We start from the raw sequence: 13,527 nt of genomic DNA on the forward strand, positions 1-13,527 counted from the left end.
TGCCGAATTTTCCGCATCGAGGGACAAGGAACGGTACGAGGGCATCGAAAAACAAAAGGCACTTATCTTGGCTGAGCTTCGGGGCAACCAGCAGGCACTCAAGACTTGGATGGCGACTCATCTCACTTCCAACAAGCTGCCCTTGGTTGTAAGCGAAGTTAAGGCGCTTGACGGCGTGACCTCGTCGTCGGATTTGGAAGCCCTTACTGATGCTAGAGATAGCGTTCGTGCGCTCATCGTGAGCCAAGGTCTCACCAATGAGTTGGCGGCCTTGAAAGCCCCGTCGCAAGGGGAAGGCAAGACCGAACCGCAGGCAGACAACAATCCTGCCTTCACCGTTACCGAATTGAACAAAGTTCTGCTCAGGGGCGCGCTTGATGATGTCGTTGTCCTCTACAACGCCGGTCCAGCAGCCCCGTCGCTTTTGAAAACCCTGTCAGGCGAATTTTCATTCACCAAAAACGAAGCCTGGATTTGTCTCTTTGGTGTTGAGAGCACACCGGCGCTTGAAAAGGTTGTTCATGTTGCCTTGGACCCGCTAGGCGGGAAAACCATCCACATTAACCGGGAATGCGGGCAAGCGGATATCAACCAAGCAGACGTCTTCTTTATTCAGCGCAAGAAATTCGTCGAAGCAAAGCCGAGCTTCGCGGTTGCGTACTTGGAGGCCGTCGAGACCAAGATCCTGCGCCCCTTCGATGCGATAAATTACGCCGACCTAAAGCGGCGAATGGATCAAGATAAGGCCCTCACCACACAGATTGCGACTGATGTCGAGAAAGGGTCTAAGCTGGGATACGGCGGAATTCTGCTGGACAGCAAGTCCACGAGAATCTGCGTCGTGATCGACGGGGAACCAAAGATTCATTTGGCGACCATTGCCAAGCTGGCCGAATTTGTCTCCATCCCTAAGGCTGATCCACAAGTATCGAACGTCGATACTGCTTACCAGGATGTACGCCGGGATAAGTGCCGGATCCTCTATGGATCAAGCGCGACCCTCAAGGCGGTAACCGAGGCCTTGACCCGGGACAGCGTCAATTTTGCCTATGCCCCGATCTGGTTCGAACAGAGTGACATCACGGCGGCGCAAGTGAAGTTTGAGCTTGCCCGGCAGGGCCAAGTCAAGTCTGAACAAGCGGCTCGCGTTGCAGCTGAAGAGGAAAAACGCGTTACCGCCCAACATCTTGAGGAAGCGCAAAAGTCAAAGGCGGCGCAGGAAGCGGCTCTTCATCAAAAGAATGGTGCAGCCGCAGCTGCCCTTTTGAATATGTTCTCTGACGGCCTTAAAACAGAGGCCCTCGACGGGGCGATCAAAACGCAAGCTCCGTCTGGGATAGATATCGGAGCCCTGTTTCCCGATTTTGCTCGTTGGAATCAGCAACTCGGCCAGGACGCGTGGAAGGCAACCGACGTCAGCTCGTCCGTCGATAACTATGGCACGGTGACTTGGAAGAGCCGCAACCTAGAAGCGATCATCATCAAGACGGTCGTTAAGACGGCGAGTGCCGAACGCGGAGAATACAAAAGCGAATGTTTCGTCTTTGGCGCAGTGATCGACGACGAATTTAAGATGGTGCGCGATCCGTATGAGGCGAGGTGTGACAAGGACACTTCGCCGGATTGGGCGGTTGGCCATGAGCTGAAGAGCCTCTGGGTGGTTAACTAGGGCAAAAATAAAATACTCTTGGTTGGCTGCAGCAAGGCTGGTTCGGCCAGAGGCCGGTGACGTAATGGGTTCGTCGCGACGACTTTGGGAAGGGCTTGATTGACGGCTTCCACCCGCCGGGATAACGCTTCCTATCCAACGGGGGGGGCTTCGGGCGTGAGACAACTTTCATCTTTGCTTGTTCTGGCAATGATTGGCGCGGCAATCTGGACAGGTCTATCCTATTTTTCGATCACACAATCGCTGCCGAAGACGCTCCAAAGCATGATCGACCAGAACATTGCGGGCAATCATTTGAAGGTATCCTTTGTTAAGGTTCCGATTGTAGTCGCCATCCCTTTCATCAGTCCGGCAAAGACCGAAGGCTACTTTATGATCGAGAGGAAGGGCGGAGGATCAATTGGGGGGAATTGCGAACTGGAGGCGATCGACTTCGAGCTTCGCGACGCGGCCAACGATCAGATGACAGTTTGGATCGCTGGCGAGGGTTTGCAGAAACTTGCGCAGTGCGCAATGCTGCCCGTCACATAATCAAACCCTCTGTATTCAGTCTTGGAGCGAGAGTCTCGCCGACGAGATATGCAAGCCTATTCTTCGGTGTTGCGCTTGCTGCTTCTGCGTCAGCCGACTCGACGTAAGCGCTGTTGTGGGACCACCTTTCGCGAGTGGTCGTGATCTGTGAGGTTGCCGGTTCTGCATTGGGATCGGAGATCGGCTTGTGTCTGGACTTGGCCTTACGCTTGACCCGGAGCGGCAGCCTCGGGGTTTCGAGGTGATCAACGGTGCTGGTGGTCGGCGTCAGTGGTCGGTGGATGACAAGGCGCGGTTCGTCGCGGAGACGCTGGAGCCAAATCCAATAGACATGAGCTTGGCCGAGTTCGGGTTGCCCAATGCCGTTCCAAGGCCTGATAATCCGGCAGACCCGCACCGCCAAGAACGACGGTTTCGCCGTCGAGAATGGCCGACTTCACGGGCAGGCTGGCCGCAGCCTGAACCATTCGCTTGTATCGGTGCGACCAGTCATATCCTCGGCGTGTGAATGCTCGCGCCTTTCCGCCTTCAACGACCAGCTGCGTCCTATAGCCGTCGCATTATCTCGTGAAGCCAAATCTTCGCCTTCGGGAGCTTTCTCGACCAGTGTGGCGATTGGAACTCGATGAATGAAAGCCGTTCATTGGCCTGATCATATACTCGCAACTCCAGGAACTGCGACTCAAGCCACAGCGCCCCTGTCGGTTCCAAGCATTTTAGGAGAATTGCATTCCTAACCGTTGGTTGTCAGGAGTGACGACTATTGCAGCTTGCCATAGGAGACAACCTTTGCTTGCCTACCTCTTCCGCCATGAGAGGAGGCAAGCATGGAACGGTATTTCTCGGTGGCTATTGTGACGTTGCTTTGCAGCCTAATGATCTTTGGCATGGCGCTTACAGTCGCCAGAACCCACAAGAGGACGGGCATTCTCGCCCCGATCATGACTGGCGATCCGCTGCTTGAGCGGACAATCCGCGCTCATTCAAACTCGATCGAATGGCTGCCGATCTTTCTGCCGTCGATGTGGCTTTTCGCGGTCTACTGGAGCGCGCCATGGGCGGCTGCACTGGGACTGCTTTGGATAATGGGAAGGATTGCCTACTTCATCGGTTACCTGTCCGCACCGCTGAAGCGGTACCCCGGCTTCTTTATTCAATCTCTCGCCGCATTCGCCCTGCTCTTCGGCGCTCTTGGGAGGATCATATTCTTGATGATGCAGCGATAGGTGAGGCGCTCAAACCTTGCGACGTCACCCGATTAGGTCGGCGGGGTGAGGATACTTTGGCCGTTGATTGTTGCCGTATGTGCAGGCATCAGCTATAAGAAAAAGTTGCCGCACAGGAACTCGGGAACGCAAACAATACAAGAGCGCGGCAATCAATTTAATTGGGAGGAAGGCTATGCGACCGAAAATCCTCGCCGCTTACAGTCTCATCACGATTGCTGCAGTTTTGGCTAACATAGAGATCGCTAGATCTCAAGCGACGGAGCTGTTTTCTCAGTGTACAAAAGTATTACAGGGAAACGTATACGACAAGAATCGCGTGATAAATTATTCGTATCAGGCGAGGAAATTTAAAAATTGGGCTTGCGAGTCAAATTTTCAAACATCCAGACAGATGAGTGACTCATCATTCGCGCTCGATATTCCTCTCGCCGATATACCGATTGGAATCAATGCGACGGGCAGCGATTCACAATTTCAACAATCCCTCCATGAATGGTGTAATTCGGCAGACGCTCAGCTCTACGATGAAACGTTTCGGGATAAAAGTTCAGAAATTATAAGCAGCTCGATGGTAAATGCGTTCGAGAAGTGCGTGTCGATTTCTTCGTCGACTCTTTTGAACCAATTTGGTGTTTTTGCAGTGGCGACGCCAGAGAACTCGTTTCTCGACTCGTTTATCGTTGAGGTTACATTCAAGCCGCTGGGGGCAGGAGTTAATATCATTACTTCTGTAGAAGGTTCTGTAGAATGCTACTTTAATGGAGAGAAAATAGGGTTACCGTTCAGAACAAAACAGATGACGCTGGCGGTAACATGTAAAAAGCCAAGTGGTAACTCGGCACAACTCTCCATCAACACTGAGGCTTCCGGTAGGAGCCAACCTGTGAGCTTGCCGGGTGTTGATGTGCCCCGTATCGATGAGCTTCAGGGGCTCTACAACCGACTTGCATTTCGTACAGCGCAGCTGGAAGCTCGTCGGATTGAATACGCCTATGTCGACGTCCCGATTGCTGCGGGCGGTGCAGGGCGCGCTCGTGCGTCGATCCCCTGTCCGACGCCTAAATCAACGGTAATAGCGGGAGGAGCGTATATCCTCACTGGGGTCGCCACAATATACCAGCTTGAAAGTTATCCCTCGGATGACAAAAGCAAATGGAATATTGAGGTCCTGAACGTTGCTGGTTCTCAACGAGGTCCCGCAACCGTCCGGTTGCACGTTGCGTGTCAGATGCAGTGATCAATTGAAAGGGTATCACCCGTTTGTCGGAAAGTGAGAATCACAGGCAAAACGGAAACCCAGTCCGGCCTCTTATGTTCAAACGCGTCACTTCGCTTTGGACCAAAGCCAATCTCCGACCCCGATGCAGAACCGGCAACCTCACAGATCGGGACCACTCCCGAAAGGTGGTCCCACAACAGCGCTTACCGCGCACAGGAGGTCGCTGAGGATCTTTGCTGTCGCAAGGGTGAGATTGCAGTCCCTCTGCGTTAGTCGCTACTCGAAATTCGCTCGCGGAACGCGTTCGATGGTCAATGTCAGATTGTTGTCCATCTGATGGAGTGAGGCCGTAAACCGCTCCGAGGTAGCCTGCCTGACACCGACATACTCGGTGTACTTGAATCGGTACGCTCCATCGCCGCGCATTTCCCAGTGACCAGACATGCCGTCTTCAAGCTGGTAGGTTTCCGCGATCTGTTGCGCGAAATCGCCGATCGACATCCCATCGCCGATATCGAAGTAGCACTGGTAGAACCGCAGGCGGGCGGCAACGCCGTCGCGCATTACAATCTGCCCGCAAGCCTGTGGACCTTTAACTATGAACAGCGTCTGGCCGGTGGGTATGCCTGAGTTCATGCCTTCGGCAAGGGCAGCGAACGCTTGCAGCTCGGTGCCAACCCACTTCGAGCTTAAAACGAACGAACGATCCAGCGATTGCGTTAGCTGCGCTTCGGTCATGCCTAGTTCGATGCCGCGGAAGGTCGATCCATTCAAAGTGGTGTCCGTGACGGATTCTTCAGCCACGTTCGGGGCAGCTTGCTCGGCGTCGTCAGGACTGATTTCTTCGGCAACCTCAGGAATGGGGTCTTCACGATCGGCTCGCGCAACTCTGGCGGGACACAGCGCCTTGAAGGCCTCAATCGCCACATCATAGTTGGCTCTGTAATCAAGCACTTCGTGCGGAACGACGTCCGGCTGAACTATGTAGGAATAGTCGCCATCGGCAGCGCGGCCCTTGAATTGGAAGCCGTTGCCCCATGGGCTAATGAACTTTCCTGTAAAACAATTTGCTACGATGCTCGATTGAATTTTGGCGTCGGCCAACTTTTTGCCAACACATGTCTCACCGTCATCCCCGTTGGAATCGATACAGAAGCCCTTCGAGTTCGCGGCTGTGGGATCGAGGGTAATCTCGGCATGGTCCGTATCGATGCCAGACCGGCCTGTGATGGTCACAGTCATCCCGGCGCGTGATCCGTACGGCAGGAGATCTGCTGTCTCCGCTGCGTTGGCAACGCTGAGGCTTGGATCTATGGCCAGTTCGGCGATCAAGAAGACCGCCGCGCAGGCGAGCCAGATCCATAGGTATCTGAGCGGTGCGCGTATGACGGCCGATCGACGCCAGAGATAGCCGACTGGGGTCAGCAGCATGAACGGAACGAGTGCCTTGCCCGTCGGGTTTTGCCCAGCATTCTTGATCGCCTTGGCGTCCTTGTAGGCCAGCCAGAAAACGCCGATCGCTGCCCACAGCGATACGCCAGTGCTGATAGGCGGAATGTTGGGGTGGCCACCGGCGAGCAGGACGATCGTATCGGCAGCGAGGATGACCAGTGGCGAGAACGCGATCCATCTCGCCCATTTATCGACAACAGCTGTCGCGGGAACAGCCGTTTGAACAACACTCAACGGAGGCGGGGTTACCCTGACTTCCTTTGGGACAATGTCCGTTTCGGAGGCCGCCTTCCACTGGCTGCCGAAAGCATCCGTCCAAATACGTGTGTTTGCCGGAAGCGCCTTACTCGAGAACATGGCAGTCAGATCGGTTTCTTCGATCGGACCGCGCGGCTGTCCGTTTTCTTCGTAAAACCAGATCGTCATTTCGGAGCCACTCCCGAAGGCGTGGTCTTGGCCTTTCGAGCGCTTCTCCATGCGAAGAATGCCATGGCGGCGAGAATCAGGTCCGCGAAGGCCCAAACCTTCATGTCGGTGAAGCTGCTGGCGGCAATGAAGGCGAACAGGCTGCCGACGACGAAAATGATCGCCGAGACTAACGGCAGGCCAAATGCAAAGGCTCCGCCGACGAAAAACAGCAGCCCGACCAACACGCCAACCGACCCGGCTCCAGCGAGGTCGTGGTTGGCTGTGATGCTTCCGCCCGTTGCCACAGCGCAAGACTGTAGCATCGAAATCAAGCCGAGCAGAATTCCGGTAATTCCAACTGCAATTTTCATATCAATCCCCCTGAAGCTTCGTAACCAGTTTGCTTAGAACCTGAAGCAATCCCCGCAATGAATAGGGGACTGTCAGTCCGTCGATTGTCAAGCCGTTTATATTGCCTTCTTGCCCACAATGAATGTGCGCAAGATCATTGGCTGGAATCTCCGCAAACTGCGAGCTGAGCAAGGTTTGTCGCAAGAGCGGCTGGCATTGGCGGCGGAGATTGATCGATCTTACGTTGGCCGCATCGAGCGCGGTTCGGAGAATGTCACCATCGATACGTTGGATGCCTTGGCAATTGTCCTTGGTGTGCCCGCCGCGGCTCTTTTGGTCGAGCCTGCCAAAGGGGAGCGGCAGCCTATGCCGTTGTCGTCCGGCAGAAAACCGAAGCAAGCCTAAAGGGGCTGGCGGATGTACCCCTGTGCCCTGTGCAGCGGAGGCCATCAGTATTCCTCCGGCAGCATGACGGTCATCACGCGAATGGTGACGGCTGGGTCGGAGGCATCGGGCGAAAGGTTCGCCAGCGTCCGGTCGTAGGTGTCGATCTTGAAGAAGATCTGCCGGTCGCCGACGTGCAGCAGAGCGCAGTCGTGCTGCTCATAGGGATCGTTGTCCTGGTCGAATGCGTCGAAGTTGGCGACGGCCAATAGAATGGCGCCGATCTCTTGGGCAGGCAGTGCGGCGACACCGGCGGTCATCATCATGCGCCCGCCAGCACCCGTCTGGCGCAGCTGGTCGTTGAGGGTCCGAATGCGCGCGGTTCGATCGGCCGCCGATAGCCGACCGACGCGCTCTGTTGAGCATGTCATGAGGTGGTTCCTTCGAATGGATGAGTGATTGAGGGGGTGGCGGGCCGGATCGAACCCGGCCCGTTTGTAGGCCGCTTATTTCTTCGCCAGCTGGCGGGGGTGGATCAGGCCGAGCTGGTAGTAGCTGCGGTCCACCTGGGGGGCTTCCGGATAGTCCCTGAACTTCAGGGTAAAGATCCCTTTGGCCTTCGCCTTCATGATCCGGGCTTCGAAATATCCCTCGTCGGGACCCTCTGACGCCAGCACCATGTCGCCGACGGCCAGCTTCGCCCAAAGGTCGCCACCGTTATCGCCAGCGGCACCGCCCCCTTCGTCGCCCTCGCCGTGGCTCGCCACCGGCGTAGGCGAGCCCGCTGAAGCGTTTTCAGGGCTGTCGGCGGCCTTGTCGTCGCCCGGCCCGCCGTCGCGCTCGTCAGCGACCCCCGCAAGGGCCGCGATACGGGTGTAAACCTCCGATTTGACGAAGGGGACAAAAGCCTTGCCGCTATCGAACAGCTTGCCAGCCGGAAGGCGCATGACGATCTCGGGTGCTTCGCCGGGCTCAACGCGGTGCGAATGCATCCCCATCAACCTTGCAGCACTTTCTGCCGCTTCAACCTCGGGCAGCAGGAACACCGAGGCATGGGGCTTGCGGGATTCATCCCGGCCAAAAACGATTAGCGAGCGGGTGGTTTCGGAGGCGACATTCATAATTGTCTTGCCTCCTGATATGACAAAGGGCCCAGAGGGGCCCTTACGGTGTGCTGTGCGTGGTGCCGACACGGCGCGTCGGGTCGATCTGTCAAAGGCATGTTAAAGCTCCTGTTAGGGTCTGGCCTAACCGCGTCAGCCGACGCAGTTCGCCTCGCTCAGCATATCAGGAAAACATTCCTAAGTCAACAAATCTCAATTTGCTGGGCCCAAAAGTGGTCCTGACGGGGCCGCGAAAATGGTTCCGTCAGAACCTAGCGTTTAGAACTCGAACTGGGCACCGACACGCCGCCGAAAGACATTGCCAACCTCGTCATGGGAAGGGGCACTGCCGGTGAAGGGCTCCATGAGCAGGTCGTAGCCGATGTCCACCGCCACCCTGCAATGGAAGCGCTTTTCAAACTTGCGGGAGCTGCGAACACAGAGGCGGTTGCCAACATAGCTGGGCAGCAGGCCGCGGTCACAACCGAGCGCCGAAGTTGCAGCGTCGACAACGTCCATCTTTTCTACCCACATGCCCGTCGTGGAAATGCGAGCGATCCCCTTGAGGAAGACGACGCTCTGCTGGGTCATCTCAATGGGGGAGCTATCCTGCAAGACTTTCTGACTCGAGTCGTCGAGCACCCGAAACATACACCGGCCGACGAGAGGCTCGATGTACGGTGAATCGATCGTCGCATCCAGGCGCAGGAAAATATCATCAAGCAAGAAGTCAAAGGCACGAGGCAGGCTGCATTCTCGATTGCCGGACCTCAGCAAGCCGGTCAACAATTCTCGCAGGTCATCGCAGGTGGAAACTTCGCGGGGATTACGCATATTTGTCATCTCCTATGATCAATCCACGTCGGTGTGGACGCTGCGCTTTACCGAGCGATTCTTGTTACCCTGCGCTTTCCTGATCGGCCGTGACGGGGTGCGTTAAACGGGGTTGCGCATCGCCATCTCTCACCGACTTCGTTCTCACCGGAACCTCTGATGTGCTGCGCGGCAGGATGAAAAGCTCGTCGTAGCCGACCCGTGAGCTCTTCGCGCCTTTCAGGCCATAGTCCGTAGCGAACCATCCATCGTGCGTGATCGGCTGGGCGTCTATGCGAAACAGGGGCTTGCCATTGCCGGTGTACTGGTTCTGATGTTCGTAGAAATGGTCCTCCAACGTCCCCTTCATCCTCGACCACGGTGGGACGGCAGCGATGGCATGGACGTGCCGTCCATTGTTCACCACGGCGTCTCGGAAGCTATGTTTTTCGGTTTTGGAAACGGGGAAGTCAGGGCAACACACCCACAAGGGGAGAAGGTCTGGCGGGACATTGCGAGGCTTGCGCTCGATGCGAGTGAGCACCTTCGCGTAGACGCGCTCGAGCTCGTCACGCATCTGCCACGCAACGTTGCTCGCGGATCCTCGGAGATGGTTGAACGTGAAAGTTAGGAAGGTCAGCCGCCAGCCTTGCCGGACCCGTTCTCTGAACATGTAGCCATACCCGGCGATCAGATATTCCATGATAGGCATCTCTTAGGACCTCCTCGAAGTTGTGTATGACGGGTGTTGTCGTATGATGATCGGTGCAGTGATCAGCGTTGCTGCGAGTGCACAATGGTTTCGTACGATTTCAGGCACAGGTACCCATATGCAGGCTCCTAAAAACCGGCATCTGACCTTGTGAAGAGCAGCACTTCCTGCGCGGCGAATCCGACGCATTGATGCTGGTCGATGTGCTTGAAATTGGCATCCCGGCTGATGGGGGACATGGTGCTTTACGCAATGCATCCAGTGTTGCGATTTGGCGCCTACAGGTAGCCTGAGAGAGATGGATGGTGACCGGCGCACCGACATCGGCGGTCACCATCATTCCTAGCTGTCACGTGGCTTCAACTTCACCAGCCTCTGCACACGGATCTCAGTCATAGCGCCCAGTTCTTCGATGGTGCCGATCAGTTTGACCTTGCAAGGAACAGCCAAGCTGGTCAGGGAACGGACATTGTCCGGAAAAACCGCCTTCAGAAGGCAGGAGACGGCGGTCTTGTCAGGCAAGCCCGACGTCATGCTAGAACCGACACCGGACGGCTTCGCACTGACGCTTTTGGCCTCCGTCTTGACGGAGCTCTGACCTTCACGCTTGGACCGGTTGATGCCTCGATATCCGCCGCGCTGTTCGAGAGTCTTCACCATTCGGCTTGGCGGTGTGCCCTCATCAAGCAACACTTTCACCGCCCGCCATCGCTCACTTGCCTGCTTGGATTCGGACGAGCCACGATACCTCCGCAGCATGAACCGCACCGCCTCAGGTCGGTGTTTTGGTTTTGGTCTGCCCTTCTTCACCTCGTCGGTCCAGAAAGGCAAAGCGATAAATTCTAGCCAAGCCCTCTCGTCCCTTGCAAGCTCTTGTCCCTTGGCAACGATTGCGGCTACCGCCTCGTAGTCAAGCTGAACCGTGGCTTCCGCCATGCCTTCGATCATGTCGCCTTGATCTGCAGCGAATCGTTCAAATTCCTGGGCTTTCCGGCGAGCAGCTTCATTCTTCGGTCTGCCCGAAGAATCGCCATTCGATTTGCGGGCTGCCTTTCTTCTCAAAACAGCATGGTTCTCTGAAGCCTTGCCAAGATTTCTTCTCTTGCGTATCGTCATGGGTGCACCTTTCGTTTGCGGTCGAACGATTGTTCAGACCCAAGTCGTGAGTAAGGAAACCGGCGACCGTGCAGTCGCCGGGTTATTGAGTTCGGGGATGGCGCACTAGCCGATCGTTACGTCGATCCGCGTGTCGTACTGCTTATTGAAGGTCCTGGAGCTCTTGACGACCGTAGTGCCGTCGTTGTTCTCGATGGCGATCAAATCGGTGAGCCCAAGTTCCCTCAGAAGGAGAGCCACGACTTCCAAAAACGGCAAAACTTTGCGGCCGTTGTCCAGAAGGAAACCCGCGACCGTGCAGTAAAACTCAGAGAATCCCCAACTGTAACGGACGACTCCGATGGGTTCGAAGCCTTCTTCGTCGATCTGCACCATTTCACAGAGGTACTTCTCCATCGGCATCTCGATTGAAAATGGTAGGCCTTCCTCAAGTCGAAAACGCATGTCGGTCATCGCGTCGACCGCAGGTGTGGTGAGAAACTGATGGCCTCTTCCCTCATCCAGCTTGTCAAAGAGGAATTCCATCATTTGCGGCAGCTTCTTGATCGTCTTCATTTCCTGTTCCTTCGAATTTTGGCAGCAAGGAGCCCGCTCAGCCCCGGAGGAGGCTTGAGGTGAAAGTTCGCTGCTGCGGGGTTATGGGTGCTCGGCCGACTAGCGCACGGGCACTAAGCGCTCAGACGGAAGCCGACCGGGACAGTTTGTTGATCAGAGCGTGGATGTCAGCCGCCCGCGAAGCCGTCGTACGAGACCCTTTTCGGAGCGAACCCGCGACACCCACGACGAGCGTCTAATGGGGATCGGGCCTGCAGGAGCCAGTATGTCTTTCGGGCGGCTGAAATCCCGGTTCGGCAATACTCGTGGAACTTTCGAGTGCTTCATTCATGTAGCCTCCTTTGACTTGCGGCTCACTATCGAGTTGGCACCATGAACATAACAAAGGACCCAAGTCACCGGGCACTAGCGAGGTATACCACTCCACAGCAAGATATTGATTTTGCGCCGATAAAGCGTTTTTAGGCGATCACGCGAGGTCGAGAAAGCGCCTCAAATAACTTGCCAGGCAACTTCACCCTTGGGAGCTCTCTGGGTAAAAGGTGCAGCGGAAAACCAGGCGACCAAATGGAGGTTAAAGCTCGAGGGTCAAGCGATGAACGGAACTCGCGCACCGCCCATTTGCAGCCTGCCAGGTATTCGGCTATTTCGGGGAGCCGCTGCAAGAGATCATCTATTTTCTCGTAGAAATCCGGCTCCTCGGGATCAAGCCCAAGGTCGAGTGTAGGAAAATGATACAACTCGACATAATCGAAAGGCATTACGGCCGCGTTGCTCCTCCAAAAAGCTCGGAATGCTTTTTCTCCCATTTCAAAGTCTTTCGAGAACCCGTTATTTTCTACAATATGGAAGGCCTTTCCGATACTTGAATCTATACTATTATGTCTAGCGTTCGTAAAAAAAGAACATATTTCAGCGTTCTTGTCCCTTCTCGTGTAGTATTCATGTTCGTAATCCATATGAAAGGGGAAAACGACCTTCCCTAGAAATAAATCAAATATTAATGATATATCTATGTCGTTTTGAATCGCTTTTTTTTCGGATTCAGGAAGCTCCTGTAGGCGGCTCACGCCATACTTTTGAACTAGGTAGCCACAGTGGAGTAATAGTACATAGGCGGCAAGATTTCGGACCTCTCCTGGCCACCGAAGCCATGCGACAAACGCAAATAATGCCGACCTAACTGCTTCGGGGTTGAAGCGACCTGGAGCAGCCAAGGTGGCGATGGACGTCTCAATCAGCCTTGTTCCATTGCTGGCTTCAGTCTGCTCTTGGTGACGTTTACGCTCATCTAGCCAACGCTCAAGCGTCTTTCGAGGTACAGACACCTTACGGGCCGCGTCAGTGGAAGTAAGGCCAAACGCGATCTTAGTTTCATACGCCTTTAACGCGGCTGTCTTTTCGATCTCTGAATAGCGCTTCGCGCGGCCCGACGATTCTGGAAGCATGAGGGTATCTTTGATTTCCAAAGGAGCTGATGCTGGTTCTGCTGCGACGACACTCTCTGAACATCTTATTGTTAAGATCGTTAGTACGGAAGCTGGTAGGCGCCTTTCGACCGCCAGTGCCGCCGTCAATTTCGCGCTTCCGGTTCCGAGCGCTAATGATCAGTCGAAACGGTGCTGTTTCGCTAATATAGTACCGCCACCGGAACTCCTTCGGCACGTGTGGCGCAAGCCATTGAAAGGCAAAGGCCCGGGGGATCCAAAGCCTTTGGAACGCCGCGCCGGATGCCACTTCCGGATCTCTTCACAGTTCTCGGCGGTGACATCACGGGAGGCTATGCCCAGTCGACTCGCGGTCCCTCCGGAGGAGCGGTAGGGCTACCCAGGATTCTGGTTCATGGGTTTCGGATGGAGATGCGCCCTGCGACGCTCACCACATACCCTGCCCCCTCCTCTCCTACGTGGCAGCCTCGACTTTGCAACACGTCGGTGTTACACAACTCGCTAAAGTCGGCTTGCCTCGCCATTGATTTTGTTGTC

Annotated in this window: 15 protein-coding genes; 5 read left to right on the forward strand and 10 right to left on the reverse strand. The window is 55.4% G+C overall.

Going from position 1 to position 13,527, the window contains the following annotated elements; all coding sequences use genetic code 11:
- A partial coding sequence (locus EOA19_RS35420) for a hypothetical protein (RefSeq protein ID WP_164893044.1) occupies nt 1-1,669 on the forward strand: 1,669 nt, incomplete at its 5' end.
- Nucleotides 1,670-1,768: 99 nt separating this feature from the next.
- Complete coding sequence (locus EOA19_RS26065; RefSeq protein WP_128305221.1) at nt 1,769-2,200, forward strand: hypothetical protein; 432 nt, start codon at nt 1,769-1,771, stop codon at nt 2,198-2,200.
- Nucleotides 2,201-2,445: 245 nt separating this feature from the next.
- Here the strand turns inward: EOA19_RS26065 and EOA19_RS26070 are convergent, their stop codons facing one another.
- Nucleotides 2,446-2,739: a hypothetical protein gene (locus tag EOA19_RS26070; RefSeq protein ID WP_245486336.1), complete on the reverse strand. Its 294-nt coding sequence runs from the start codon at nt 2,737-2,739 to the stop codon at nt 2,446-2,448.
- A gap of 288 nt (nt 2,740-3,027) precedes the next feature.
- Here EOA19_RS26070 and EOA19_RS26075 point away from each other — a divergent pair, with 288 nt between their 5' ends.
- Both EOA19_RS26075 and EOA19_RS26080 read left to right on the forward strand, forming a co-directional pair.
- Nucleotides 3,028-3,426 carry an MAPEG family protein gene (locus EOA19_RS26075; protein ID WP_128305222.1) on the forward strand — a complete coding sequence of 133 codons (399 nt, stop codon included), beginning with the start codon at nt 3,028-3,030 and terminating at the stop codon, nt 3,424-3,426.
- A gap of 175 nt (nt 3,427-3,601) precedes the next feature.
- Nucleotides 3,602-4,666, forward strand: coding sequence for a hypothetical protein (locus EOA19_RS26080; RefSeq protein WP_128305223.1), 1,065 nt, complete (start codon nt 3,602-3,604; stop codon nt 4,664-4,666).
- Between the two features lie 258 nt (nt 4,667-4,924).
- Here EOA19_RS26080 and EOA19_RS26085 read toward each other — a convergent pair whose 3' ends face one another.
- Together EOA19_RS26085 and EOA19_RS26090 are read right to left on the reverse strand one after the other, a co-directional pair.
- A complete protein-coding gene (locus EOA19_RS26085; protein ID WP_164893045.1) occupies nt 4,925-6,526 on the reverse strand; it encodes a DUF4339 domain-containing protein in 1,602 nt (533 codons plus the stop codon).
- On the reverse strand, nt 6,523-6,879 hold the full coding sequence (locus EOA19_RS26090; protein ID WP_128305225.1) for a hypothetical protein: 357 nt from the start codon (nt 6,877-6,879) through the stop codon (nt 6,523-6,525). The genes EOA19_RS26085 and EOA19_RS26090 overlap by 4 nt, the downstream gene beginning before the upstream one ends.
- 118 nt (nt 6,880-6,997) lie before the next feature.
- Here EOA19_RS26090 and EOA19_RS26095 point away from each other — a divergent pair, with 118 nt between their 5' ends.
- On the forward strand, nt 6,998-7,264 hold the full coding sequence (locus EOA19_RS26095) for a helix-turn-helix transcriptional regulator (RefSeq protein WP_128305226.1): 267 nt from the start codon (nt 6,998-7,000) through the stop codon (nt 7,262-7,264).
- A 44-nt stretch (nt 7,265-7,308) separates the two neighbouring features.
- Here EOA19_RS26095 and EOA19_RS26100 read toward each other — a convergent pair whose 3' ends face one another.
- The 7 genes from EOA19_RS26100 to EOA19_RS26135 all read right to left on the reverse strand — a co-directional run bounded on the left by EOA19_RS26100 (nt 7,309) and on the right by EOA19_RS26135 (nt 13,119).
- Nucleotides 7,309-7,674, reverse strand: a complete 366-nt coding sequence (locus EOA19_RS26100; RefSeq protein ID WP_128305227.1) for a DUF3768 domain-containing protein — start codon at nt 7,672-7,674, stop codon at nt 7,309-7,311.
- A 75-nt stretch (nt 7,675-7,749) separates the two neighbouring features.
- Nucleotides 7,750-8,364, reverse strand: coding sequence for a hypothetical protein (locus tag EOA19_RS26105; RefSeq protein WP_128305228.1), 615 nt, complete (start codon nt 8,362-8,364; stop codon nt 7,750-7,752).
- Between the two features lie 261 nt (nt 8,365-8,625).
- Nucleotides 8,626-9,180 (reverse strand): hypothetical protein, encoded by a 555-nt coding sequence (locus EOA19_RS26110; protein WP_128305229.1) that lies wholly within the window; start codon nt 9,178-9,180, stop codon nt 8,626-8,628.
- 64 nt (nt 9,181-9,244) lie between these two features.
- On the reverse strand, nt 9,245-9,862 hold the full coding sequence (locus EOA19_RS26115) for a hypothetical protein (RefSeq protein WP_128305230.1): 618 nt from the start codon (nt 9,860-9,862) through the stop codon (nt 9,245-9,247).
- Between the two features lie 351 nt (nt 9,863-10,213).
- The gene (locus EOA19_RS26120; protein ID WP_128305231.1) at nt 10,214-10,987 is read right to left on the reverse strand and encodes a hypothetical protein; all 774 of its coding nucleotides are present in this window, start codon (nt 10,985-10,987) and stop codon (nt 10,214-10,216) included.
- Between the two features lie 105 nt (nt 10,988-11,092).
- Nucleotides 11,093-11,542 carry a hypothetical protein gene (locus EOA19_RS26125; RefSeq protein WP_128305232.1) on the reverse strand — a complete coding sequence of 150 codons (450 nt, stop codon included), beginning with the start codon at nt 11,540-11,542 and terminating at the stop codon, nt 11,093-11,095.
- Between the two features lie 461 nt (nt 11,543-12,003).
- On the reverse strand, nt 12,004-13,119 hold the full coding sequence (locus tag EOA19_RS26135) for a hypothetical protein (protein WP_128305233.1): 1,116 nt from the start codon (nt 13,117-13,119) through the stop codon (nt 12,004-12,006).
- Nucleotides 13,120-13,527: the final 408 nt, after the last annotated feature.

This window comes from Mesorhizobium sp. M7A.F.Ca.US.010.02.1.1 (assembly GCF_004023085.1).
Taxonomy (GTDB): Bacteria; Pseudomonadota; Alphaproteobacteria; order Rhizobiales; family Rhizobiaceae; genus Mesorhizobium.

Bases quoted from the DNA above. Each gene is read 5' to 3' on its own strand.
- EOA19_RS26075 (WP_128305222.1), top strand. From the start codon at position 3,028: ATGGAACGGTATTTCTCGGTGGCTATTGTGACGTTGCTTTGCAGCCTA.
- EOA19_RS26080 (WP_128305223.1), top strand. From the start codon at position 3,602: ATGCGACCGAAAATCCTCGCCGCTTACAGTCTCATCACGATTGCTGCA.
- EOA19_RS26085 (WP_164893045.1), bottom strand. From the start codon at position 6,526: ATGACGATCTGGTTTTACGAAGAAAACGGACAGCCGCGCGGTCCGATC.
- EOA19_RS26090 (WP_128305225.1), bottom strand. From the start codon at position 6,879: ATGAAAATTGCAGTTGGAATTACCGGAATTCTGCTCGGCTTGATTTCG.
- EOA19_RS26095 (WP_128305226.1), top strand. From the start codon at position 6,998: ATGAATGTGCGCAAGATCATTGGCTGGAATCTCCGCAAACTGCGAGCT.
- EOA19_RS26100 (WP_128305227.1), bottom strand. From the start codon at position 7,674: ATGACATGCTCAACAGAGCGCGTCGGTCGGCTATCGGCGGCCGATCGA.
- EOA19_RS26105 (WP_128305228.1), bottom strand. From the start codon at position 8,364: ATGAATGTCGCCTCCGAAACCACCCGCTCGCTAATCGTTTTTGGCCGG.
- EOA19_RS26110 (WP_128305229.1), bottom strand. From the start codon at position 9,180: ATGCGTAATCCCCGCGAAGTTTCCACCTGCGATGACCTGCGAGAATTG.
- EOA19_RS26115 (WP_128305230.1), bottom strand. From the start codon at position 9,862: ATGGAATATCTGATCGCCGGGTATGGCTACATGTTCAGAGAACGGGTC.
- EOA19_RS26120 (WP_128305231.1), bottom strand. From the start codon at position 10,987: ATGACGATACGCAAGAGAAGAAATCTTGGCAAGGCTTCAGAGAACCAT.
- EOA19_RS26125 (WP_128305232.1), bottom strand. From the start codon at position 11,542: ATGAAGACGATCAAGAAGCTGCCGCAAATGATGGAATTCCTCTTTGAC.